Genomic DNA, 26,541 nt, shown 5'->3' on the forward strand with positions numbered 1-26,541 from the left:
GCCTATATTTGTTTTGCTAACCTTTGTGATACTAAGTATAATTGTTAGAGTTATTCATAAAAGGTATAAAGGATTTTCGATGACTAACATTAAGTTTTCTAATCTTGAAACTTTAGTCAATATTTTTATATTTTTATTTCCTTATATTATAATTATTATTTTATTTTATAATAAATAGTGCCTTCCTTTTGGTTTAGATGTTTTGTGAAGTCCTTGATGTGAATAAAAAGAATGTTGTAAAAAGATGGTAGTAGTACTATCGTGATCGCCGAGTAAGCGAGGTTGTAAACCATCACTCTGTGCTTCTCCTCTGGGAGTAGGTGTGTCGTGAAGTCCTTGATGTGAATCAAAGACATGTTGTATAAAAGATAGTAGTAGGTTTACCGAAATTGCTGAATAAGCGAGGTTGTAAACCATCACTCGGTGATTCCTTGGTTAAGAAAGTGAGTTAAAATTAATAAGGGAAATTATAAAATGATCTCCGCACATTTGAGTGAAGAATAAATATGGTTACGACAAGGTGTAGATTGCATCTACATCTTTTTATACAAACAAATTTGTAATTTGCTTATGATACTAGGCTTAAAGAAGAATGGCCAATTACAAATTGGTAAGGATATTAGGGTGAAGTTTCAAACTTCACCCAGCAACCAACCGAACTTCAGAGTTGCTGAGTAGAGACTACGCCTATGGGGGGGTAATTCCAGTATGGTTTTCTTGAAGGATTGATCTATCTGGGAAAACAACAAGGCTAAAAATGAAAAAAGGATCCATTTCGGATCCTTTTTTTTGTGCTGTTGATTCTGATCAGGTGGATAGGATATTTGCAACCCGCAAATCTTCTTCATCCACATATTTATCATCCACGATTGCCTTGACGATCGGTGTGTAAACCACTTTGTTGTTGATCATTCCGGCCATCACATCATATTTTCCGGCCATAAGGCCTTCTATTGCCGCTACTCCCAGTTTGGAGGAGAGCAATCGGTCAAAGGAAGTGGGTGCTCCGCCACGCTGCAAGTGACCTAAGATGGTTACCTTGATGTCATAGTAGGGAAGGTGCTTTTTGACTTTGTCAGCGATTTCCTGGGCACTGCCACTTTTCCCACCTTCAGCTACAATCACGATGTTGGAGGTCTTCTTAGCCTTTGTTCTGGTTTTCAGTTTTTCTACCAGCGTTTCAATAGGTGTTTTGTTTTCAGGGATCAAAATCGCTGCGGCTGCACTTCCGATTCCGGCATTGATCGCAATAAATCCAGCATCACGCCCCATCACTTCCACGAAGAAAAGCCGATCATGGGAAGTGGCGGTGTCCCGGATTTTGTCAATGGCTTCGATCGCAGTATTGCATGCGGTATCAAACCCGATGGTCGAGTCCGTACCGGAGAGGTCATTGTCAATGGTGCCAGGCAGTCCGATCGCAGGAACGCCATACTCCTGATAAAACAAATGTGCTCCGGTCAATGAACCGTCACCGCCGATCACTACCAAAGCGTCAATCCCGTGGCTCATCAGGTTTTCATAGGCCTTTCTTCTTCCTTCCGGAGTTCGAAATTCCTCACTTCGGGCGGATTTCAGGAAAGTACCGCCGCGCTCCAGCACGTGGGTAATGTTTTTGGAATCGAGCTTTTTGATATCGTTTTGGATCATTCCTTCGTAGCCTCGGTAGATCCCGTACATTTCAAGATTGTAATAAAAACCGGCTCTGACCGCTGCGCGAATTGCCGCGTTCATTCCAGGCGCATCCCCACCTGAGGTGAGAACTCCGACTTTTTTGATGCTTTTAGGTTCCATTAGGTTTGTGTTAAGGCTTTAAACATGAGGGCTGCAGAGGCCGGATTGGTTGCCAAGGGGATATTGTGAACGTCACAAATCCGCATCAGCATTTGCACATCCGGTTCATGTGGATGCTTGTCCAAAGGGTCTCTGAAGAAGATAACTGCGGCGAGCTCTTTTTGTGCTGCCATTGCGGCAATTTGTGCATCACCGCCAAGTGGTCCTGATAGTAATCTTTCCACCTGGAATCCTGCCCGTTCGATATGAGATCCTGTAGTGCCGGTAGCAACCAAATCGATATCCACTCTGTGCAGGGCTTCACGGAATCCGCTTAAAAAATGAACCATGTCAGCTTTTTTGCCATCATGGGCGATTAAGGCGATTTTCATGAATAGATTCTATAATAGGTTCGGGTCAAAGTTAGGAAAATTTCGCATTTCACTTCTTTAGCAGGTTTTTATTCACTGATTAATGTAAATGAGCGGAGAGGATTTTTTTAATCTGTCAGAGTCCGCAGAAATTGGATTTTGTATTTGTAAACCCAAATCCTTCTAAACTCCTGAATCAATTCTCCCTTCCAACATCAGCAGAAATGCATACTCAAGTGCGAGTTCTTTGAGCGCATTAAACCTTCCTGAAGCCCCGCCATGACCGGCTTCCATATTGGTGTCCAAAAGCAGCAGATTTTGATTGGTTTTCAGTTCACGAAGCTTGGCTACCCACTTGGTAGGTTCCCAATATTGAACCTGTGAGTCATGCAGGCCGGAAGTCACCAAAAGATTTGGGTATTCTTTCGCTTCCACATTGTCATAGGGTGAATAGGAGAGCATGTAATCATAGTACTCCTTTTCTTTGGGATTTCCCCATTCCTGGAATTCACCGGTAGTCAAGGGTATACTTTCGTCCAGCATAGTGGTTACGACGTCCACGAAGGGCACATTTGCGATTGCACCATGGAACAGATCCGGTCGCATGTTGATCACAGCACCCACTAGCAAGCCGCCTGCACTTCCTCCCATGGCGTAAAGGTGGGCTGGTGAAGTATAATTTTCAGAAATCAGATGCTCGGCGCAGGAAATGAAATCAGTAAATGTGTTTCGTTTGTTGAGCATTTTTCCCTGCTCATACCAGTGTCTCCCCAGGTCTTCTCCGCCACGGATATGTGCGATGGCAAAAACAAATCCCCGATCCAACAAACTCAGGCGGTTGCTGGAAAAATAGGCGTCCATGCTGTAGCCATAGGAACCATACGAATAAAGGAGCAGCGGGCTTTCTCCTGTTTTGGAAAAAAGTGACTTCTTGTAGACCAATGAAATCGGCACTAAGGATCCGTCGGATGCCTTGGCCCAAATCCGCTCTGAATGATAGGCCGAAGGATCGTGGCCGCCCACAACTTCCTGCTGTTTGAGCAAGGTTTTCTCTTTGGAAATCATCTGGTAATCAAAAACGCTGCTAGGAGTTACCAGGGAATTGTACCCGAAACGAAGGACATCAGTATCAAACTCCGGATTGGTACTGATCCAAGCAGTATACGTTTCATCGTCAAATTTCAGGGAATGGCCTTCACCCTCCCAAGGTTTGATCTGGATTTGGGTCAGTCCGTTTGACCGCTCTTGAGTGACTAAGTATCTGGAGAAAAGGTCAAAATCTTCCAACAACACTTCAGGGCGATGAGGAATCACATCGGTCCAGTTTTCCTTTTGAGGGGAAGAAACCGGCGTTTTTACCAGTTTGAAATTCTGTGCCTGATCGTTGGTTCGGATCCAGAAATGGTCTCCGTAATGATCCGCTGCATATTCCAGATGCGGAATTCGTTGTTGTAAAATCTGAAATTTCCCGTTTGGCTGATCCGATTTCAAATACCGCATTTCCGAAGAAATGGTGCTTTCGGAGTGAATGAATAGGAATTCCTCCGATTTGGATTTGTGGACTTGGCAGGAAAACTCCTCATCTTTTTCCTCAAAAATCAATTGGTCTACAGATGGATTTGTTCCCAGTTGATGCTTGTAAATCCGGTGGGAGCGAAGAGTTTCTGGATCTTGCTTGGAGTAAAAAACCGTCTGGTTATCTGCAGCCCATACCAGATTTCCCGTCACCTCAGGAATTGATTCGGAATAGATTTCTCCGGTTTCCAGATTTTTGAAATGAATCGTGTAAATCCTTCGCCCAACTTCATCTGCCGCAAAGGCGAGGATTTTTTGATCGGGTGAAGTAGCAGAGCCACCGACTTGGTAATAGCTCTTTCCCTCAGCCAACTCATTCACATTGAGTATGATTTCTTCAGGAGCTTCCAAGGATCCTTTCTTTCTGCAGTAAATGGGGTATTCGCCGCCTGTTTCATATCGGACATACCAGTGGTAGCCGGATTTGAAGTAGGGGACACTTTGGTCATCTTCTTTGATCCGGGCTTTCATTTCGTTAAAAAGTGCCTTCTGAAATTCCTCCGTGGGCTTCATCACTTCTTTGAGGTAGGCATTTTCCGCTTCCAAATAGGTGATTACTTCGGGGTTTTCCCGGTCATTCATCCAGTAATACTCATCGATGCGCTGATGTCCGTGGATTTCTAAAAGTTGGGGTTTCTTTGGGGCGATGGGGGCTTTCATTCAAATGATTTAGTCTGCAAGGTTAATCAAAAAATAGCCTTGGAAGTTCAATTGGAATAACTTTCCATGGCTTGATTGGGCTGGTAACATCCCGAATTTTGAAAGAGCCCTTGGATAAGATCGTATTTTTCAGAATATTGATCTATTCTTCAATCAACCTTATATTTTATGGGATTACTATCAGAATTTAAAGAGTTTGCCGTCAAGGGCAACGTCATCGATCTGGCAGTCGGTGTGATTATCGGTGGGGCTTTTGGTAAAATCGTTTCTTCTTTTGTGAATGACGTGGTGATGCCACCTATTGGCCTGTTGGTTGGTGGCGTTGATTTCAAGGAATTGAATATTATCCTCAAAGAGGCAACTACCAATGAGGCTGGAGAAGCAATTGCGGCAGTTACCCTTAACTACGGAATGTTTATCCAAAATGTCGTGGATTTCACCATTATCGCTTTTGTGATTTTCCTGGCGATCAAAGGCATCAATACGATGAATAAAAAGAAAGAGGAAGCACCGGCACCTCCGCCGCCTCCACCTGCACCAACTCCGTCAGAAAAGCTGCTGGAAGAAATCAGAGATTTACTCAAAAAGCAGTAACAAAAGAGGCCCTGAATCGAATTCAGGGCCTCTTTTGTTATTTTCCTCCTCTACCTCTTTGGTAAATCTGTCGCGTGAAATCCCTCGCGATGTTGTTCAATTTGAGCGTTTGGTTGTAGGTGATGACTTTGGAGATGTTATCGACAAACTTTCGTTCCTCATCGATCAGTTTTTGCTGAAGCTGAAATCTCTTGTTGATTCTTGATTTAGCTTCATCCTCCGAAAGGTCAGTTTCCGAATCGCTCAACCTTCCAATTTCCCGCATTGTAGATTCTTTGATTTCGGAGTACTCATTGAAAATAGGCCAAAACTTCTCGGCCTGTTCAGGCTTCAGATCCAGTCGGGTAGTGATAAAAGCGATTCTGGCAGCCTGCAACTGCTCCCGGTCGTAATGAGGAGGAGCGGGGCGCTGCGCCATAGCCGTTCCGGCAAGGAACAGCAACCCTAGTAATGCAATGTATTTTTTCATTTGTTTATTATTTATTTCTAATGAGTTTTTAGGAAATCCCGCATGGTAAATATTCATTTCTCCATGTGCTGTATGCAGTAAGCTGATTTCGTTTTTAAAACCAATTTTGTTCGTCTTCATTCCAAAGGTCTTCTTCGGCGGGCAATTCTTCTGACAAAATTTCGTCTAGGACCGCATCAGGATTTTCTGCCAAGCTTAATACATCCTCATCAGTCCAAGTGTGGCTATCGATGTAAAGGTTGACTTCTTCTTCCAAAGTAAGAGGTTCGGGCTCGGCTTGAAATACGTCCAGTTGCCAAGTTATTCCCAATCCCAACAGCACAGCCGCTGCAGCATATTTTATCCAGGAAAAGGATTTGGCCGGTTTTAGCTGATCTATAATTTGATCAGGTAGCTGTTCAAAGTAACCTTCGGGTGCTTCGAAATCTTTGAGTTTAGGTATCTGATTCATATTAGGTTAGACAAGTAGCATGTGATAAAGTTTATTCTGATAGAACAGATTGTTCTATTTTTTTGACTGCGTGATGATAGCTTGCTTTCAATGCACCTACACTTGTGCCTGTGATTTCAGCCATTTCTTCATAGGTCAGTTCCTCCTGATATTTCAAATGGAAGACCAATCGTTGTTTTTCTGGTAACTTGAGAAGGGCCTTTTGTAGGCGGATTTGGATTTGTTCACCGTTGAGTGCACCGGGCTGATCCAAGTAAGATTCCATTTTTTCCTGATGATCATCGATCGAGAAGAAGAACCGTTTCTTTTTCTTTTCCAGAAAACTCAGCGCCTCATTGGTTGCGATCCGGTACAGCCAGGTAAACAAGGCGGAATTCCCCTCAAATTTATCCAGGTTTTTGTAGGCTTTGATGAATGTGTTTTGGGTGAGATCATCGGCGTCCTCGTGAATGATGACCATCCGGCGGATAATATGATAGACTTTTCGCTGATAGGTTTCGATCAATTGCCTGAAGCCAATTTCCCGGGTAAAGGGAGATTGGATTTTTACCAGTATTTCTTGATCGGTAGGTGTCATTCTCGGGTCTTTAGACTCAAGTGGCAATAGAGGGTTTAATCCAAATAAAAAAGAGTCAGATGTTCTGACTCCCGGATGATTTGGAAAGGGGTTAGATTTCCAGAATATAATCCAAAATTCCGGCGTTTTTCCCTTTTGGTCGAGTGACCAGCAAAGGCAGACTGTCGTTGTACTGGATCAATCGCTCTGCAATGCTTCCAATAAATAATGCCGTGGCAGCTGTCCTGCCTTTTGCCCCTATGATGATGCCGTCGGCTTGAATTTCCAAGGCTTTGGCTACGATTTCCTGAACAGGATCGTCATCGTCGTCCATGGTATAAACCGGGCTGATTTTGATTCCTTTGGTATCGATTTTTCGGATGAATTTCTTGAAGTTAATCTCCGCATGCATCTTCATGATTTCGGAAAATTCCTCGTAGGTTTTACCCGTAAAATGGTAGCCGGAAGGGACGTGAAAAACATTTTGGCAGACTATTTCCACTTTTCCATGCTTCTCGGCAATCATGATGGCCTCCTCCATGGCATCTTTGGAGTATTCGGAAAAGTCACTTGGAACCAGAAGTTTGGAAATTTTTGGTTTGGAACCTTCAGGTACAATCAAAAGAGAACAACTGGCTCTTCTGGCCAAACGCTGAGATGCGACTCCTGTACCGGGTAAATTGACTTTTCTGCCGATGATTATCATGTCAGCGGATTTTTCCTCAGCCAGTTTGATAATCTTTTTGGATAGGTTTCCTTCCTTGACGATGTAGCTGATTGACAGTCCCTTGATTTCGGGAAAGTGCGCTTCCACCAGTTTTTGCATCGCTTCTTTTCGCTCGGTAATCATGCTCTCGATCAGGTTTGGAAATTCATCCAATACTTCCTTTGGGATGGAGAGATTCTTGATTACGTTGGTGAAATAGATCTTTTTTGTCTGGTTGATTTTGGAAATGAAAGCTGCATGCTCGATCAGAGTTTGATCGAGGGGGGTCTGATCGAGGCAAACAATCAATTTTTTAATCAGGTACATGGTGGCTGCATTTTTTTGCAAAACAAAATTAACCTTAAGTAAAGTATTCTGTCCGGATAATCACAAAATAAAATTCTGAGAATAAAAATAAGAGTTTCTTAAAATTTAATTTATGTGGGGAGACTTGGTTTTTAAGACTGGAATTAATTTTTGAAGAATAGAATCTTTCTTGGCGTAAGTTTTTTCTTTCTGGATTAAGGAGGTATCGCCCAAACTCTAAACCTCGGATGTCGTATATTTGCAGAGTCCGGGCCGCCGACTTGTTCAAACTTCACAATTTAAAAACAATTACGAGTGAAGCCCTCTCCAAAAACAGGCCTCACCCCGTGCCGATATTTCGGATCGGGGCCTCGCACAAAACGCAGGATAACAGTGGAAGTTTGCGGTCTCCAGGCAGCTCAAATCTTGTCAGTACGGAGGTTTGTAACACTCTAAGGCCCGGACTTTTTGATTTTACTTTTTATCCAGTTCCATTCGTCTATCCCGACGTTTGCAATCATTGACCAGAAATAAAACACGCCAATGATGAGCACTGATTTGATCCCGATCATGATCAAGGGAGGAACGCCTTCCAGATAGAGATCTTTAAAGGCAAAGATCGATGTTCCCACAAAAAGGATTTTCAAAGTCTCATAGCTGAAGGGATCCAAACCAAGTTTGATTTTCAAATAGGAGTATTTGATCAGGTTAAAAGCCAGCATTACTCCGGCAGAACCCATTGCTGCCCCTTCAATTCCATAGATTGGAATCAGCCAATAATTGGCGGCAACGATCAATACGCTCATTCCAAGTGTAAGAACAAGGTTGAATCGGTAGTATTTCGAGAAGACTAAAATCTCGCTGTTGACGGAAAAGGCAACGTCAAAAATTTTCCCCAAGGCGATGTAAAACACAACCATCTTCCCAGCCTGATAGATTTCCCGGTTAGGCACAAAATGGTAAATGCTGTCAATATTGCACCAGATAAGCGCAAACAAAAGCAGGCAGATGTACAGCTGTCGGTTTGAAATCTGCCGGTAAAGCGCATTGATTTCGGTAATCTGGTTTTTGGCGAAATGATCTGCGATGACTGGCATGGCCACCTGAGAAATGGCCCTTCTTGGCAACTCCACCACCAACGCCATGTAAAATGCGATTGAGTAAATCGCATTGGCTTCCAGGCTGACCATGGAACTGACCATGATGCTGTCGATTTTCATGATCAAAGTAGAGGCCGCCGTCGCCAGGAAAGTAATCAGACTGAACCGAAGAAATGAACTCCTGAATCCTGGAGGAAAATTTTTCCAGTTGAAGTCCAATTTTACTTTTCCCAACCAGACTAAATAGATCAATACTCCCAGCAAAGCAAATCCATAAACTGCCACTAATCCTTGCATGACCTGCTCAAAACTGATCCAGTCCAAAAGATAGATTCCCACCAATAGGGAAGTCAGAATTCTTAGAAAAACCTCCCTGAAGAATGTTGGAATGGCTACTTTGAGGTAAGACCTTCCGTATGCATCGAGAACGCTACTTAACAATGCAAAAAGTGTGATAAGCAAAACCACTCCGAGGAAGTTGATGATTTCCGGAGAGTTGACAGCAAAGAGTCCGATTAGTTGGTCCTTAAATCCAAAGAAGAGCAAGCTAACCACCGCAAACCCCAACATCGAAAAGGCCAGGCTGTAGGATAAAAATGCAGATTGATTCTGCTCCAGTTTTGGAAAGTAACGGGTAATCCCGTGACCTACTCCTAGCTGAGCAAATGGAACGAAAAGCAACCCCAAATCCTGAATCGTTCGGAAGGTGCCCAACTCGGTCGCATCCAAAGCATAGGGATATAGCCAAAGTACATTGATATAGCCCAATACCACACCGACGTAAGAAAAAATAGTGGTTTGGATACTTTGCTGGGCGATTTTACTCATATCCGAAAAGTATTAAAAAATTCGGGAATTCATGGAATCCCAGACTTGGCTTAAGGTTTTGCACATTTGTCGCAGCCGGGATGGGTCTTGGGTTTGAGGAAGAACTTTCTTCCCAAATATACCAAGGCTCCTAAAATCAAAAGACCAACTGCGATTTCCTGTCCCATATCAGATGAAGATTTGATAAGTAATGAACGCCATGACATAAGCCAATGCACTCATGTAAACGGTCTGTATAATTGGCCATTTCCAGCCTTTAGTTTCTCTTTTTACCACGGCCAACGTACTCATACACTGCATGGCAAAAACATAAAACACCATCAGTGAGAAGGAAGTTGCTTTGTTGAACGTCTTTTCTCCGGTGTTGGAGTTGATTTGCTGATCGAGTTTTTCCCGAATCGTAAGATCATCCTCCAAGTCTCCGCCGATGCTATAAATGGTGGCCATGGTTGATACAAAAACTTCACGTGCCGCAAAGGAAGTGATAAGGGCAATTCCGATTTTCCAGTCATAGCCCAGAGGTTTGATTACAGGCTCGATCGCCCTCCCCATGATTCCTATAAAAGAGTTTTCCAGTAATAGAGCATTTGTTTCTGCTTCAATCACTGCGATTTGGGTTTCATCAAAGACGTTCTCCAAACGGGCTTCTCCCTCTTGCTGGATTAGTTCCATTTTTGATGGTGGTCCATAGGAGGCCAATACCCAGAGTATAATGGAAATTGCCAAAATGACCTTTCCTGCTTCCAGAACAAAGGTTTTGGCCTTCTCAAACATGGTGATTCCCACATCGCTCCATCTCGGCACACGGTAGGGTGGCAATTCAGAAAGAAGAAAACTCTTTTCGGAGGTTTTAAGCACCAGCTTCAGAATAAAAGCTGTGATCAAAACTCCAAAAATCCCCAGCAAGTATAATCCCAGCAAGGCCAGCGCTTGAAGATTGACAAACCCTAATACCACTTCATCCGGAACGGTTAGCCCGATCAAAATTATGTATACCGGCAGTCTGGCTGAGCAACTCATCAGAGGGGTGACCAGAATCGTGATCATTTTCTCCTTCCAGTTGGAAATGTTTCGGGCAGCCATGACGCCGGGAATCGCGCAGGCGATGCCGGAAACCAATGGTACGATACTTTTGCCGTGAAGACCAAATGGCCTCATCCAGCGATCCATCAAAAAAACCACCCGTGACATGTATCCGGTGTCTTCCAAAATGGCCAAAAATCCAAACAGCAAGGCTATTTGAGGGATGAAAATCACCACTCCGCCTATTCCCGGAATCACCCCCTCAGCAAGCAATCGCGTCAATGGTCCATCCGGCAAAGCTCCGGAAATCCAAGCACTGATCTCGGCAAACAATCCATCAATCAGGTCCATGGGATAGGATGCCCAAGTGAAAATTGTCTGAAAAATCAGTAAAAGAATCCCCACAAAAATCACATAGCCCAGAATTGGATGAAGAAAAATGGCATCCAGGTTAGACTTTGGCTTTGGTTCGGCCTTTTTGACCAAGGCTTTGGTAAGCAGCTCAGTGATTTTTTTATAGCGGATTTTGGTTTCTTCCAGCTGGGCATCTTCGAGATTGAATCCCGATTCTTTGATCAGGTTTTCAATCCAGGCACGATCTGAGGATGGAATAGCTTTATCCTTTATTCCGAACCGGATCAATTGATAGGCTTGATAAGCGTTTTCCAGGTCAAATTTCTCCCGTACTTGATCCAGCATTTGAACAGGAATCACCTGCCGGATATCCACAAATCCCGGAGCTTTGGCAAAATTTCGTTGGCTGATGAGAGTTTTGACCTGATCCAGTCCTTTAAGATTTCGGGCATCTGTGGAAAGAATAGGTACCCCAAGGGTCTTAAAAAGCTCAAAAGTTTTGATCTCAATATTTCTCTTTTCAGCCAGATCGGCCATGTTGAGAATAATGGCAAGGTTGATTCCCAAGTCTATCAGCTGGGTGGCTAGAAAAAGACCCCTCGAAAGTTGGGAAGAGTCAATGACCATAAGGACATAGTCCGGTCTTTGCTCCAGTTTGGTTTGATTGAGGACCCGATGTGCTATGATTTCATCCTCGGAATTTGGAAATAGGCTGTAAGTACCTGGGAGGTCAAGGATTTCAAAATTTTCCCCGTTGATCTGGAGGGAGCCTATTTTTTTGTCGACAGTGACTCCGGGGTAATTTCCGATTTTTTGGTTGAGTCCGGTCAAAAAATTAAAAATGGTCGATTTACCTACGTTTGGATTACCAATGATGGCAATTTTGGTAGTCTGAGTGATCGGGGAAAGGGTAGCTTCAGCCATGGAATCAGATCAGTTCAACTCGAATCAGCGATGCTTCGGACTTACGTAAAGCAAGGAGAGTCTCATCCATTTTAAACGCCATTGGACCACCGGAAGGTGCCATGTGCTGAAGGGTTATTTTTTTGCCCGGAAGAAAGCCCAATTCCATCAGATTGATTTTCAAGGGAGAAGGTAAAATCTCTAAGATTTTTCCTGATTTGTTCAGGGGAAGCGTATCTGCAGTCATGGGTTTATAATCACCTAGCGGCAAAAATAGGATTATTTGGAATGAATCTAATGAAAAATAGAGAAGATTTTTATCAGGTTTTTGCCTTATCGAATGCTGTGGATTTGGTTGTTGAGTATAAACTCTTTTCCATTTTCCATGACTATTCTGATCGTGATTTCAAGATTTATAGGCTTCCCTGGATTTTTTGTAAAACCCAATTTAAAAAAGTCTTCCAGCACCAAATCTTTATTGTTTTTTAGAAAATCATTTACTGGAATCAGCCCTTGCGCAAAGAAATCATTCATACCAAAGTAAGGCGTGATGGTTTCTCCCAATTTTAATACAGTCCCATCTGCAAGAGTTTGTTCGCTCAGGTTGATTATTTCGATGCTTCTAAGCTTTTCTATGGATTCCACTGGTGGAGGACTGCAAGCGAATGCCGCTCCCAACGTCCAAGGTTCAAAAAAGTCAGGCTCAGCCAGTGAAACCAAATCGAAATCCTTGATCCGAATCGCTTTGAAAACCTGATCATAAGGCTGAGTCAAAGTAGGCTGGATTCGTTGGCCATCACCTGCAACGGTCAGGACTTCAAATGATTTGATCAGCAGTTTTTGCTCCGGAAAGTTGGGACTGCATCCACAGGAGTCTGTACAAACCAATCCGCAACTCATCGGCATCAGAGCCAAAAAAGTGAGCAGGCCAACAGTTAAGAACAGTTTTTTATTCCGGTACACCATGCTGTTTTTTTTAATAAAACTGAAAACAATGTTAAAAGTTAGGTGAATTCTAGACAGGGTTAAGGACGATTTGGGATTTTCAAAAAGAGCCTTTGATACCAAAAGTAAAATTCCTTCCCGGTGCCACAATTCCGGAACTGTAAGGTCGGTAGCGAATATCTCCGATGTTTTCAATTCCGGCCATTACCTGAATCGTTTTGTGGAGTTGAAAAGTTGAGGTGAAATTGAAAATTGTCCAACCTGGAGAGTATGGGTTTCCGTTTCCATCCACAGCATAAATCGCCGGTTTCCCTTTTTCTTCCTCTGGCATATCCTCGAAATTCCGTGTGGCGCTGTATTGTGCAGTAACCTCCATTTTGAATTTTTTATGCTGGTAGGCAAGTCGGGTTAATCCAAAAGCCGGAGCCGCATGCCGGGAAGGACTGGTGGACTCATCGTCCAGTTCCTCGGTTCCTTTTTGCCAGTTGTATCTGGAGATCAGAAAAAAACGCTTGGAAAGGGCGACTTCCAATCCTGCCTGAATTCCATAAATCTCTGCGAAGGCGGCATTTTGAAGGGCTAAAACTTCGCTGAGCTCTCCATCATACAGGATTTCTGACTGTCCATTCAGCGTGAAAGGTCTTCTCACCATTGCTTGGTCCAACAGCGTGTAAAATCCAGAAAAATCAAGTTTGACCTTGTTCTGAAAATGTTTGTTCAAGTTAAGCTCAAAGTTGTAGGCGTATTCCGGTTTAAGATCAGGGTTGGGCACAAGGACAGCTCCTGGTTCGGAGTCAAATATTTTACCGAGGTCATCCACATTCGGTGCACGAAATCCAGTTGAAATCAAAGGTGAAATAGAAAGTGAAGGTTCTGGATTATAGATCAGTCCCAAGCTGCCAGTGATTGAATTGTACTGGTTTTGTGTCTCATTGAAGGGCAAAGGAAAGAAGTCCTGGTTGTTACTGAAATCGGCTTTTAGGTTAGTATAATTTAATCTGGCCCCTGTTTGGAGTTTGATTTTCTCCGAGAAATGAGCGTGGTATGTTCCGTAGACGGCCAGCGAAAGCCAGTTCGAATTCGGATATCGGGAAGAGGCAGGGTCTAATTCTCCGGTATCGATTTTTTCAACTTTGCCTATGGATTCTACTTTATTGTTTACTGCCTCAAGCCCATAGCTCAAAAAACTTTCTTTTCGGATATTTTTCAAAAAATCTGCATTAAGAGACAAAGCGTTGATCCTCTCGGATCGGTTGAAAAGTTCCACTGCCCCAAACCTTCGATCCATACGGCTTTCTTCAAAGATCTGATGAGCTACTTTGAGTTTTACCTGGTCGTAGGCAGCGGTTTTTTTGCTGCTGTTCAGCCCCAGATTGTTCATAACCCATAGCTGCGGTCCATAATCCCAAGAGGCAAATCTGAGATTTCCGTTTCGCATCTCGATCAGCCGGTCATAGCGAGGGATATTTCCCGTATTGCTGTAATGGAAGCCGTATTCGATGTCAGTTTTTTCCCCGGATTGAAAGCGGATTTTCTGCATCAGGTTCAGTTGTTCGTATCCGCTTTGCACCTGAAGCCTTGGATCCAGATTTTCAATTTGGCGGTCGGTGTTGTTTTCCCTTACCGCATAGTGGGTTCTCAGATATTCGGATGGCCCATTTGCTCCCATTCGGAGGTCATTGTAATCAAACCTTGAAATGCTGCTCAAAAACGCCCATTTTTTCAACCCAAATTCCACGTCCGCATGAAGGGTAAACTCATCATTGGCCGTAGCAAACCTGCTGAGCGCATTCGTTTTGACATTTAATCCGTTTTTGGAGAAGTCCGGACTCAAAGTCTCAAAAGCCATGACTCCCCCGATGGCGTCGCTGCCATACATGACTGATCCTGGACCAAAAAGAATCTCGGTGGATTTCAGGATAAATGGATCCAATGAAATGACATTTTGAAGATTGCCACTGCGGAAAATGGCTGTGTTCATCCTGACTCCATCGACTGCGTAGAGGAGTCGGTTTGCCGAAAAGCCTCTGATCATTGGACTTCCTCCTCCTTGTTGACTTTTTTGGATAAACACTTCACCGGAACTTCCCAGCCAGTCAGCAGAGTTGGCTGGGTTTCGGAGGAAAAGTTTTTCTTCATCCAATTGGCGGACTTTGCCGGGGACATCCTGGGTGCTCTGTCTCCATCTGCTAGCCGCAACAATGGCAATATCCAAGGTAATCTGACTTGGCTTGAGCTCTATTTTAAAGTTGGCGGAGGCCAAATTTTCCCAGGAGATTTTTTTGGATTCGAAGCCAAGAAGTTGAATGATCACTTCTGTCTGATCTTTAAAAATGCTGATGTCTGCTGCTCCGTTTGAATCAGTGATACTACTTTTTCCAGGGTCGGTGGAGTAAATTAAAACACCTGCCAACGGCTGATTACTCCCAAATTCTGTGACTAGGATTTGCTGGCCTATCACGAGCTGTACACCCAATCCAAAGACTGACAGGAAGAGTAGCAGGATTTTTTTCATGGATAAATTCTCTCTCCAAAGATAAACCAATGCACAGAATCTCATGAGCAAGAAGTTGATGGGCGGTTTGTTGCTTTTCAGAGAGCTTTTTGGATTTATCCAATCCAAACCTAAGTCTTTTTGTCTAAAGGTGAATTAAGAATAAGATTTTCAAGTAATTAGCTGGGTGTTTTCTTGGTCTATTGGGGAAAATTTGTTTAGATTGTTATACTATTTTTCAGTTTTCAATCGATTACGAGGAAGATTTTTCAGTGAAGCGTGCGATCAATTTTTAATTGCAAAATAGCTTTTGTCTCAACCTTTAATTTTTTTTCTTATGGAAAAAGACCGATTAGATTCCCTACTCGCTGAAGTATTTGGACACCTTCAGCCGGATGAAGCCCAAGATCCCCAACTCTGGAAAGAAGGGCTGCCTTTGTTCGCTAAAAGTCTTCTCGTTTCAAAGGACCTGACGGTTCGTTCGGATTCGTTCAGCTTTGAAAGGTCCCAGCTCTTTTCAAAAGAGCGGATCAAGCCGGAGCAAATGGAGAGAATCCGTGAAGTAGTTGAAAAAGTCAAATTGAATGAAAAAGAGCCTGAGTTACGGCCGTTTGTCCGGGAAGTTCCAGTTCGGTCGACTCAAATCCGAAAGAGTGTTCCGGCTTGGGCAGCAGGTGCCAAGGTTGAAAAAACCATCGGTCCATTGATTCGTGAGGATGGACGTCCAGTCTTAATTGATTTTTACAAGGTCGTCAAGCTTTTGGGGCTTTACCAGCAAAACAGTCCATTGCCTGTGATCCTTTTTCAGGCTGAATTTCAGGAAAAACGAATAAAGGCAATCAACACACCTCCGGTGGAGGTTGCAAAGGATTATAAAATAGTCGCGGGTAGTGTATGGATCAGGGCAGATATGTTGGCACAAAATGCGCCTGCCAACCGATATGCGGGATTAAAGGTGTCTTCAGGCCAAATCCAACTCAGTCAAAATCCAGTATTACAAAATGAAAAACTTGTCTTAGGTGCGCAGACTGGAGTTCAGGTTTCTTTGGTTTTGCAGCAGGCAGAACCGGTAGTCTATCCACCAAAGAAGCATGGTAAGGATGCGGTAGATACCAAAGTCAATACTCCCCAGAGCTTCACTTTTTCTTTTACCGGTGCATCAAAGGCCCAAATTTCAACGGTAGGAGAAGGGTCTGCCGAGGTATATGGACAGAAGTATGCCTTCCAACAGAAAAATGCCGCACCAAGCTATCATGCTCAAATTAGCCGGCTGCTGATTCCGATGTCATGTGATCAATCGGGAATTAAACCGGCAGTTCAAAAAGGCCTTCTTCTTGGATTTTTGGAAAGTGCTCCACTCAAGTCTGCCGCATGGGCAATACCTGCTGCGGAGCTTGATGTCAATAATCCGCTGGAAGCAGCTGGAACAGGAGGTTTTGCTCTTGAAGGAAAGGAAGGATTAAAATGTTACTGGCAGGGTTTGCAGGCTAAAAATTTGAAACTTCAGCAACCCTTGTTTTTGGTAGATCCCGGACGGATCGGTATGACTGACTTGGCTGGAGAGGGAGAAGGAGCCTTTCAGGAATTTGAGCATTGGAAAGATGAACAAAACCCACATGGAACCAGCCTGAGTGTTTTTTTGGGAAAGAAAACCTCACTTATTTATAACTCACTTGCAGAGGGAGTCGAATTGATCGTTTCAACGGTTAACTCGGTTCACCAGGTGGACCGCCCGGTTTTAGTGAGCGGATTACCGGTTGGAGTAAAAACAAAAGACAGTCTGTTGATTTTGGCAGGATCGGAAACCAAAAACCTGCTCTATCTGATCGATGATAATATCCTTTGGGACAATAAATTACCATTTGAGAAGGTTCCCAAATTTAAGAGCATAGCGCTCGCCTTGGAGAATGCATTGTTTACTGTGACTCCGGTAAACGGAGCCATGATTTTTGGCGAATGTACCCTTGATTGGAAACGCATCTCCAAAAGCGAGACGTTTTTGGTTTTTGGACTATTGGGTTATTTACCTACACTTCCGGATCCTTATTTGGCCAATTTGGGCTACCTCAAGCGGTTAACAAGCAGAGGTAAAAAAGATGGCATTGAAGGAATCATAAGTTGGCTGGTTTGTCAGATTTCCCAGGCCCCTCGAAATGAACAACCTGATAAAGTAAAGGTTAGCTTTCATTTTGGTCCAGAATCCAATGACCAACAGAATGCCGGTTCTGGGTTTGGAATGCTGGCGAATGATCAGCCTACAGTTTCCCCTTCTTCTACTGTGGTAGCATCCCAGCCTGCAGGAGATGTGGCAATGATGAGAAGCAGGATTAATGTTCCTAAGCCTTTGCCTCCTTATGAACAGCAACTGATACCTCATATCCAAAAGTACCAAAATGAATTTTTTACCCTGTTGGATGTCAGTTCCAATGCCAATCAATTGGGGGTGAGCTTAGGCACTCCACTTCCTGTTAGAATCAAAACCGGAGTGGCTGTTGGAAGAGGTGAACATGTGGCTCATATCGAACAGACCTCCAACCAGATGTTTGGCGTGGAAGGGATGGAAGTAGTAGTTCGCAGCTCTGCAGCTCGCCTGTTCATGCTTCCTCAGGTTGCTTGGGAGCCTGTTTTCAATTTGACTCCTCCAGGGGAAAATGTATTAGGAGATCCGCCCGTTGGGTTTAACTATTATCCAAATGACGGAGGGCCGACAAGAATCGCTAACTATCATTCGGGTCAAGTTCCACTGGCTCCAAGACCCTTGGTCAAGTATACGCTTGAGGAATACATAAATCAAAAAACAGCGGTAGACGCTTTGTTTACCCTTCCTTTTGGTCTTAAAGCCTTGGCAAAACTTTCTCACGATGAACCAAGAGAATCCAAGAAGCCAGAATTAAACTTGGTTCAGCCAAGTTTTCCAAATGATTTGGTAGGGGGAATTCAGATTCGGGCGATTGCCAAGGATTATGGAAAAGATGCGATGGTGGGTGCAGGTCCGGATAGTCCAATGTTTAAAGGTTTCACGGTTCAGCTTGCCAATATTCTTGGAATGAACGGACAGCCGACTAATGATAGCACATTGGGCCGAAGTGTGACAAGGATATTCAACGGAGAATTTTTTGCGGACGAGGGAACGCCACACCTTCTTAAAAAAAGAGGAGTGCCGCTGTCCAAAATTGACTTTACGGGGTATGGAGCCAGTACTTTCAGCAATTGGCTGAGTCCAAGGGCAGCAGTTGCCAATACCAGTCAGGCTCGATTTGACATCATGCTGGGCAGAACTGGGCATGAGGTGATCCAAGTCAAAAGCATCCTCTATCCGTGGGGTATTCGGGTTGTGAGGACGATTACACTTTTCCGAACAGGCTCAGGTTATGTCTACCGAACAGACAGTGGCTGGCAAGCTGAATCTGATGGGCTTTTTGATTTCAGGTACAGTTACATTGATAAAAGTAAGCCAAAAGTAGAAGATCCTGAAACGGGTGAAATGGTCTTCCATACAGAAACTATTGAGCCTTATGAGCTACATACGGGAGCTGTTCGCGGACTCTACAACGTTACCAACATTCAAGAGGACGGCAATATCGCTGAATACAAAAGGGATAATGCAAGGGTGATTGGAGCCAATGAATTTCATGTGGATGAATTCGGAGAATGGTCACAAAATGGTGCAACCCCAATTGAGCAAAGTGCTATACTTACACCGGTCTGGTTTGATGCAGATGTGAAACTGGATAATTTGGTACAGGGCCACAAAAACGGCTTGACTCCTTCCAAAAAGATTCTTGGCTACGTCCAGATTTCTCCTCCTAATGTCACTATTCCGACCTTGGATTTTAAGGAGCTTTTGGAAATGCAGGGTGGATTGATCGGCGGAGATGTGGATTGCATCATGGATCTGAATAAGTCAGGACAAATGATGCGGATCACGCGATTCGATGTGTCTCCTTCTGTTAAGCAAAACAACAATCCAAGTGATTCAATTTTCGTAGCAGCGGCGCGGGGAAATGTGCTGTTGCCGAAAGATGGAAGTTGGTCCATCGTTCAGCACGAGACAGGCACAGGGGAGGTTGCACCACTTCCCAGTTATGTGCCGGTGCCGGTGATTAGAGAAGGTAAATGGAAAGCAGGCAATGAGCTTGAGAATTCAGTTCTTACCGGAAAATTGCTTCGTGTCGCACATCCGCTTGAGATTTTGAGAAACCCCGAGGCGGACACGTTTAATTTCGGATTGTTGCAATCCACTGCAACCCAAAAAGCGCTGTTTTTGACTCCAAGCTTTGAATTCGGTACCCAAAAACTACTGAGTAAAACGCCTCTTGCATTTGCTGATGCCTATAGATTGATGAACAGCAACAGCATTTTCCCAAATATCGGAGATGGTTACACCAATTTGGGAAAAGCAGTAGCGTTGGTTTCGGGTATTGATATCAACGGAAACCCCGTTGAAGCTTTCAAGACTAAACCAATTATGGATGGTAGCAGACAGGTCTTTGAGTTGTTGGATTTGACAGTCAAAAAAGAGGGTGCTGAAATAATTGACCGAGGCTTTAAGCTGTTGTCAGGTGAAGCCAATGACTTGCTCAACAAAGCCATTGCATTTGATGTACCGAGCTTTGATCCGCTGTATTTGGTGGATATGGACGCGCTAAAAATCTATATTGAATATAAGGCGAAAGAGACAAAGAAAACACCTACCAACTATGTGGATTCCAAGTTGAATTTTGACGTGGATTCCTTTGCCAATGATCTCAAGGACACCTGGAAAAGCCGGGTGAACAATCTGGCGATGGTCGTGGACCTAGGCTCATTTAAGCGGTTGATGACTATCAAGGGGAATTTTGACGCACAAAAAGGCAAAGAATCCGGCTATGAAGGAGGACCCAACAATCCAAACAAACTCCAGGGCCTACCGACTCCAGAGGTTGAGTTTAGCGAAGACTTACAACCCGTAATTGATCTCCTTCAATTGCTTGCTTCCATGTCAACAGGCAATTATGCCGAAGTCATGAAAAAAGGACTTCAGATAGCCATGAGCAATGCCGGAGAAATTTGGGAATATAAGTTTGAGGCTACCAAGGAAATTCCGTTGGTCCGATTCCCGCCGGAAGAGAACCTGTATAATTCTCCGCAGTGTCCTTTGCGGTTGGAGGCTGGACTTTCTCTTGGGGTATACTTCAATGCTGCTTTAAAAGTCACTACCGATCCCACCCAACTTTTGCCGACAGCAGGAGGATTTATCCAATTCAAGGGTGGACTTGAGGTCATGTGCATGACGGTGGGTGGAGCTACGATCTATGCCATTGGTGCAGTGGACCTCAAGCTAGCCTGTGACACCAAAACAGGCCCGAGCTTACTGATGAAATTCGGATTTGGGGCCTCCATTTCAGTTGGTTTACCTGTAATTGGAAATGTCAGTGTTACCTACATGGTGGGTTGCGAAATCTACGCTTCTTCCAATGAGATAGCAGTCACTGCTTTCATGCTGTTCAAAGGCCACGCAAGTTTGGCAGGAGGGCTGGTCAGCGTGACCATCTACATAGAGGCAAGTGGTACAGTCAAACGAATCGGAGGACCTGACGGAAAGACCGACTGTACTGCCTCGGTCACTTTTGGGCTCGATATCAGTATTTGCTTTGTGATCAATATCAGTTTTGAAGAAACCTGGCAGGAAAGCCGTCAAATAGCCTGATTTTTTTACCCTAAACTTTTCACCATGGAACCAAGAAGAATTCTTACTCTAATGACATTTCCTCAGCGATTTGAAGGAAATGAATTGACTGTCAATATAGTCGTTATCCCCAGGAATAATGATCCATTTATTCCCTGGCCTACCGGTTTGTCAAGTCCTCTTCCAACAGCAGTGCCGGGGTTTGCAAATCTTCAACCCAAATTCAAGCTGGCTGTTGTTAAGGGTACTGATGACTTTCCTTTGAGCAATGCAACCCCAGTAAGCAGGAAACCAATCCTTATTGAAGTGAGCGAAACTCCAGCAGGGAATAAGGCAACTATTCTGCAGCAAATTGCTGCCCCATTTACAATCACTGACAACACGGACAAAATGCCCGACCCGGTTCCTTTGGATCAAGCCGGAAAGCGGGGAATCAAAAAATACCTCCCGATATCTTACCGTAATCAGTTCAATTTCACCCAACCCCGCCATCCTAACGCAGTAACGGATGATTCCTATCATTGCGCGGTCAGAGATAAGGTTCAGTTAGAGGAAAACTTTGTGCCCAAAAATAATGTCAGTTGGGGGAAGGTGTTTGCGAATATTCTTCGACAACCACTGCTGGCCAAAGCTTGTGGAATGATCTATGAAGTTAAGTTGGAAGTAGAACCAACTTGGTTCGAAAACGGGGGCTATCTCTATGCAGAAATCGTCGGAGGAGAATACGAGGCTGCTCAAAATGCCTTGTTGGAAGACGCAGATGGTCCGCTTATAAAACAGTATGCGGCAAAGATTCCCGAGTTGAAAGTTGGTGAGAATCGCCCAATTTTCGCTCCTGTGTTATTTCCTGTTTTGTATCAAAAGCCAGGAGACCCCTCTGAACCTATTCCGATTGGTCCTTGGGACGAGTTGTTTTTGGAAGCTCATCTTTACAATGATGGTTTTGCCAAGATTGTCCATGCCAACCAAGCCGAGAGCGGCAATTTGCTTCAGGAAGCACCCGATGGACTACCTCCTCAGTCGGATTCCGGCATTCGGTTAGGCTGGGATGATGAGCAGATTTTGGTTTGGTACCTTAGACAAATTCTCGAAAATCCAGCAGCTCCGGGCTCCAATAAGCGATTGGACGCTCCACTTGGAGTGATGGGATATCATATCGATGTCAAAAATGCCTCGGAAGGAGCGAAGTGGGAAAGTCTAAACGTCATTCAGGTCAACGGTGCACAGGGTGGTCTAGCAGGCGCCTTTGCCAATCAAAAGACTGAACTTCCCTATCAGGTATACCCAACCAAGATTGCCGGTCCAAATAGTGATGGCTATTGGCTACCCATGTATTATGCCTATTGGATTGGGAAAAGTTTGGCCACCGAAGATAAGGATGCCATAGAGATTTATAGGAATGACCAAGAAGAGGTAGGAAAACGGCAAGGCAATGGAGAGCCAACAGAAGGAACTGTGACTAAAAACACCACCTTGATTCCCGGTGAAATTCAGACACAACTGAGATATGGGAATTCCTACAGGTTCCGGATCAGGTTGACGGATATATCGGGTGGCGGCCCAAGTCTGGAAGATGAACCATTGAATCCTGCCCCCAGTCCGAGTACCTCTGTTTCTTTCAAGAGATTTGTAAATCCGGGAATGCTTCGCATCGAAAAACCAGAGGAATTCAGAACTCACAAAACAAACTTTTTCAACTCAGCTGATCCTGAAGACACCGAATTCAAGGATAATGTAGTCCTCCGGATTGAGAGGCCGCTTCTGGAGTATCCGGCGGTCGTTTTTACAGATAAGTATCAGAAAATCGGTCTTGATCCGGTAGCTATGCTCAAAGCTCTGCCATTCGGTGATTTGGGGTTAAAGCCAGCTTTGCCAGATCCGGATGTCCAAAAGATAAAAATCCTCGTGGAGGTAAAGTCCCTGCGAATGGATACCCAACGCAGTCGTTCAGGAAGGGATTCCTACATTCCTCTGTATTCAAGAGAATGGAATTTCCCTACGGAATTTGACGGGAAAATTGAGCTGCCTATTAGATTCATCGATGTTCCAGTACTCAATTTGACCGAACCTGCAGATCCTTTTCTTTCCCAAAAGCTGCTCTTTGACCAACTTTCGGAAAGTTCTTTGGTACTTCCAACAGGGCGTCAGGTCAGAGTTTCACTGCGGGCTGTGGCCTCCTCTGAGGGGCCTAAGGAGATTTATTTTGGAATAATTGATGCCGACGAAGACAAAGACAGCAGGTACGGGAAAGTCCAACAGTTGATGTTTTACAAGGAAACCGAAAGTGAGGAGGAACTCCTTTTGCCTTACAAAAATATTCCAGAGCTTCAAGCCCTTTACCTTAAGCCTGACCCAATTCCAACAGCCAAGCAGATTACCCTTGGCGCCAAGCTCCGACGAAAATCTGAAAATGATCAACCTGATGTAGTCAAGCGTTTGGCAGATTCCTTGGGGCTAGAGTCAAAGGGATTGACTTTGATGGCTAAAAAAGGGGAGCGTGTAGCCTTTGGTTGCAGTTCAAGAATTAGACATTCATTGGCTCCCGACGGAAGCAGTATCACATTTGCCACTAAGTCAGATCTCTATTACCACTGGGTGACTTGCCTTAGCTACCAACTCAACCGCGACTGGACTTGGGATGCTCATGAGGATGTGGCATTTGTCGTTCAAAGGAGACACCGGTTTAGAAGAGAACCCAAAAGGGAGATTCGGGAAAACCAATACCTCGATGACATTGAGCTCAAGCACACAGTTTCCTTTGAAGCTTTACAGGCAGACAGATTTGACTCGGTAAACAGACATTATACCCGGGTCATTTACATCGATGCGCTTGAACCCAAGAATGAGCGGTTTAGACCGGGAACCACCGAGTTGAGATATCCGGATGAGCTCTGGGCAGAATACAAATTGGTTCCAGTCATGAAAAAGGGTCACACCAAACCCAGTCCTGTTACCACCGATTTGCTGAAGTTGCCTACTGTATTGATCCCTTCTCAAATTCCAAAAATCGTCAGTGTGGGATTGGCATTTTCACCCTACGACAGAGCAGAGGATTACAGTAGTACAGAGGCAAGGCGAAGATTCCTTTGGGTGGAATTTGAAGAAGCAATCCAGAATCCCGATGATGCTTATTTCTGTCGTGTGCTGGCAAATGCACCCGATCAGCTGATTTCAAATAACGACCAGGATTTGTTTCAGGTGCCGGAAGAAGCTTCACTAAGTCTGGATCCAGAAGTGGTACGAAGAATCATTCCGGATCAGAGTGACGACAAATCCGGACTGGACGCCTTGCAAATGATGACAAAATCCACCGACAGCGATCGGCATTATTTGCTTCCCATTCCTCCCGGACTTCATCCTGAAAGTCCGGAAATGTTTGGCTTTTTCACATATGAATTCAGAGTGGGTCATGCTCATTTCAACGACCGTGAAAAAGAAGACGACGAACTTGATGCGTTGGAATTTACCTCAATTCAGGATTTTGAGCCTGTGGACGGAGTTCCTAAAGGAAACCTCTGGTCAACCGCTCAGGCAAGGTTTGGAAGAGAATTGCGGGTGACAGGAATGCAGCATCCTGTACCGACTCTGCTTTGCTCTTTAAACAGAAATGAAAACCACATGTATGTCTCTGCGCCTTATGCCAAGGCTGTCTTCCAAGGGAAAAATGTAACCTCAAAGCCTCCACGCACCAGTCTTTGGACTTTGCTATATGCTCAAGTTCATCAGGCTGATGGATTGGACTTTAGGAATATTTTGCTCGCGGAGCGAAAAATGAGGATTGATGTCAGAGTTAATACCGATCCAAAATCCTTGGATAGAATAAATGACCTTACCAAGCAGACTTATTTCATGCCAAGCTTGGCAAAGTATGAATCAGGAAAGTTTAAAGTTAGTCAGCAGCTTTCTACAACAGCTCTTTTGGCAAACATCAGAGAATCCCATCCGGTAGGAACTGCAGTATTCACTTCTCAGGAAATTGCAGGTTATTTGACTGATTTGGGCTTGCCGGAAGATAGTCCGTTGAGTGTTTTGGTGGTTGAAGTATTCGGGAATATCACCAATCTGGCGCAGCATCTTAATAGGATAAGGCCCAGAAATACAAATGGCCAAAACAACGAAGCTATGCTCGCAGTTCATAGAATGATGAGTTCGACAGGAATGGTTGCCACCGAAGACCGGGTGGATCTTGGGAATAACTTGGGGAATTTCAGGATTCTAAGGACCTCTCCCTTGACCAAGTCGCCATTTGTTTGCTGTCCAACCTGCGAATGATATTGTAATAACTTGCTTTAAACAAAAAAATCCGGCTCATAAGCCGGATTTTTTTGTTTAAGCCTTGCCTCTCAGCATAAGATTCCAATACATAAATGGAAGTCCGTATTTTTTGAGTAACCACATGCTGTATTGCTCCTTGGTCGTATCGACAAAGGTTGAAATCAAGGGATCACTGTCCTGCACATTGTCATATTTAAACTCACAAAGAAGCATTTTGCCGTAGCCTGTGACAATCGGACAGGAGGAATAACCTTCATATGATTTTTCTCCGACCTTACCGGATTGGATCAGTCTGATTAGGTTTTCCACTAAAACTGGAGCCTGTTTTCGAATTGCCGCACCTGTTTTTGCTGTTGGCAAGTGAGCTACATCCCCAATTGAGAAGATATTTGGATAGCGCTTGTGCTGCATCGTGTGAATGTCCACATCAACCCAACCTTTACCAGGTCCTTCCTGAATGGAGATTTTGGAATCCCGGATGAACTTAGGGGTTGCCTGAGGGGGAGCAAGGTGCAGCATGTCAAAGTGAATTTTAATTTCCAAAGGCCCGGTCATTTCTTCGCCCAATGGATTGCCTTCCATGATGGTGTAGTTGGTCTCACCCGGTTTGGTATAGCGGAATGTGATTTCCTGCTTTTCAGCATCGATCCGGACTGGTGCAAAAAAAGGTTTGAATAGGATATTTCGGTCCTGGATTATTTTGTTGAGTGTTTTGGCAAAAGCCGGCACCCCAAAAATGACCGTTCCGGGAGTTGCGAAGAGGACATTGGTTTTGTCTCTAATTCCCTGCTTTCTAAAATAATCCTCGGCCAAGTACATGATTTTCTGAGGAGCACCGCCACATTTAATCGGAGTGGTCGGTTGAGTAAAAACCGCATTTCCTCCTTTGAAATTTTTCAGCACTTCCCAAGTATGCTCAGGATCGGTATAGTTGGAGCAGACTACTCCTTTGTCCATTGCTTCAGTCAATCCAGGCAAAAGCTCAGGAGCCATGATCATACCCGGAACCGGGACAAGGAAGTCATAGGTAAAGTCTCCGGACTTTTCTGTCGAAACCATATTGGTTTCGGGGTCAATCCCAATGGCTTTGTCCTTAATCCAATCGACACCTTTTGGGATGTAGTCACCTTCATTTCTGATTGTTTCCTTGAAATCGAAAGTTCCTGCACCAACGAGCGTCCAGGCTGGTTGGTAATAGTGCTTGTCGGAAGGCTCAATAATGGCCATTTTCAAGGAAGAGTCCTTCAGTTTTAATTGTGCGGCTATAGTGATTCCAGCTGTTCCGCCTCCGATGATTAAAATCTGATAATGTTTCATAATGAGGGTCATTTAATTGTTGAAAAGTAGGTGGGTTTAAAAAGTTAAACAGTGATGAAAGTCACTTTTGACCCTGATTAACATTGAATTTGTGCCGGGCTAAGGTTAAAAGGGTAAAATCCTAGTGAGAATTATCACTAACTTCATGAATCGAAAGAGAAGATTTTTGTCTT

16 protein-coding genes are annotated in these 26,541 nt (G+C 44.2%); 3 read left to right on the forward strand and 13 right to left on the reverse strand.

Annotated elements, in window-relative coordinates:
• Positions 1 to 807 precede the first annotated feature (807 nt).
• From pfkA to D0X99_RS17990, 3 genes are all read right to left on the reverse strand, one after another.
• Positions 808 to 1,794, reverse strand: coding sequence for a 6-phosphofructokinase (gene pfkA / locus D0X99_RS17980; protein ID WP_119479256.1), 987 nt, complete (start codon positions 1,792 to 1,794; stop codon positions 808 to 810).
• Positions 1,794 to 2,165, reverse strand: a complete 372-nt coding sequence (locus tag D0X99_RS17985) for a methylglyoxal synthase (protein WP_119479257.1) — start codon at positions 2,163 to 2,165, stop codon at positions 1,794 to 1,796. The genes pfkA and D0X99_RS17985 overlap by 1 nt, the downstream gene beginning before the upstream one ends.
• 162 nt (positions 2,166 to 2,327) lie before the next feature.
• The gene (locus tag D0X99_RS17990; protein WP_119479258.1) at positions 2,328 to 4,379 is read right to left on the reverse strand and encodes a S9 family peptidase; all 2,052 of its coding nucleotides are present in this window, start codon (positions 4,377 to 4,379) and stop codon (positions 2,328 to 2,330) included.
• Between the two features lie 168 nt (positions 4,380 to 4,547).
• Between D0X99_RS17990 and mscL the strand changes: the two genes are divergently transcribed.
• Positions 4,548 to 4,973, forward strand: a complete 426-nt coding sequence (gene mscL, locus D0X99_RS17995) for a large-conductance mechanosensitive channel protein MscL (protein WP_119479259.1) — start codon at positions 4,548 to 4,550, stop codon at positions 4,971 to 4,973.
• 37 nt (positions 4,974 to 5,010) lie between these two features.
• Here mscL and D0X99_RS18000 read toward each other — a convergent pair whose 3' ends face one another.
• The 9 genes from D0X99_RS18000 to D0X99_RS18040 form a co-directional block, all read right to left on the reverse strand.
• Positions 5,011 to 5,442, reverse strand: a complete 432-nt coding sequence (locus D0X99_RS18000; protein WP_119479350.1) for a hypothetical protein — start codon at positions 5,440 to 5,442, stop codon at positions 5,011 to 5,013.
• Positions 5,443 to 5,536: 94 nt separating this feature from the next.
• Entirely contained in the window at positions 5,537 to 5,893 is a 357-nt protein-coding gene (locus D0X99_RS18005; protein WP_119479260.1) for a hypothetical protein, read from the reverse strand.
• A 31-nt stretch (positions 5,894 to 5,924) separates the two neighbouring features.
• Positions 5,925 to 6,470, reverse strand: a complete 546-nt coding sequence (locus D0X99_RS18010) for an RNA polymerase sigma factor (RefSeq protein ID WP_119479261.1) — start codon at positions 6,468 to 6,470, stop codon at positions 5,925 to 5,927.
• Between the two features lie 91 nt (positions 6,471 to 6,561).
• Positions 6,562 to 7,482, reverse strand: a complete 921-nt coding sequence (locus D0X99_RS18015) for a universal stress protein (RefSeq protein ID WP_119479351.1) — start codon at positions 7,480 to 7,482, stop codon at positions 6,562 to 6,564.
• A 431-nt stretch (positions 7,483 to 7,913) separates the two neighbouring features.
• Positions 7,914 to 9,389, reverse strand: a complete 1,476-nt coding sequence (locus D0X99_RS18020; RefSeq protein ID WP_119479262.1) for a lipopolysaccharide biosynthesis protein — start codon at positions 9,387 to 9,389, stop codon at positions 7,914 to 7,916.
• 168 nt (positions 9,390 to 9,557) lie between these two features.
• Positions 9,558 to 11,690 (reverse strand): ferrous iron transport protein B, encoded by a 2,133-nt coding sequence (feoB, locus tag D0X99_RS18025; RefSeq protein ID WP_119479263.1) that lies wholly within the window; start codon positions 11,688 to 11,690, stop codon positions 9,558 to 9,560.
• 4 nt (positions 11,691 to 11,694) lie between these two features.
• Complete coding sequence (locus D0X99_RS18030; RefSeq protein WP_119479264.1) at positions 11,695 to 11,916, reverse strand: FeoA family protein; 222 nt, start codon at positions 11,914 to 11,916, stop codon at positions 11,695 to 11,697.
• Between the two features lie 86 nt (positions 11,917 to 12,002).
• Entirely contained in the window at positions 12,003 to 12,635 is a 633-nt protein-coding gene (locus tag D0X99_RS18035) for a hypothetical protein (protein ID WP_119479265.1), read from the reverse strand.
• Between the two features lie 79 nt (positions 12,636 to 12,714).
• Entirely contained in the window at positions 12,715 to 15,129 is a 2,415-nt protein-coding gene (locus tag D0X99_RS18040) for a TonB-dependent receptor (protein ID WP_119479352.1), read from the reverse strand.
• A 316-nt stretch (positions 15,130 to 15,445) separates the two neighbouring features.
• On the opposite strand from D0X99_RS18040, the gene D0X99_RS18045 reads away from it, so the two are divergent.
• Entirely contained in the window at positions 15,446 to 20,797 is a 5,352-nt protein-coding gene (locus D0X99_RS18045; RefSeq protein ID WP_119479266.1) for a hypothetical protein, read from the forward strand.
• A gap of 24 nt (positions 20,798 to 20,821) precedes the next feature.
• Positions 20,822 to 25,048 carry a hypothetical protein gene (locus D0X99_RS18050; RefSeq protein ID WP_147392262.1) on the forward strand — a complete coding sequence of 1,409 codons (4,227 nt, stop codon included), beginning with the start codon at positions 20,822 to 20,824 and terminating at the stop codon, positions 25,046 to 25,048.
• A 57-nt stretch (positions 25,049 to 25,105) separates the two neighbouring features.
• Here D0X99_RS18050 and D0X99_RS18055 read toward each other — a convergent pair whose 3' ends face one another.
• On the reverse strand, positions 25,106 to 26,368 hold the full coding sequence (locus D0X99_RS18055) for an NAD(P)/FAD-dependent oxidoreductase (RefSeq protein WP_119479353.1): 1,263 nt from the start codon (positions 26,366 to 26,368) through the stop codon (positions 25,106 to 25,108).
• Between the last annotated feature and the right edge of the window lie 173 nt (positions 26,369 to 26,541).

The organism is Algoriphagus lacus (genome assembly GCF_003583985.1).
GTDB classification, from domain to species: Bacteria; Bacteroidota; Bacteroidia; order Cytophagales; family Cyclobacteriaceae; genus Algoriphagus; species Algoriphagus lacus.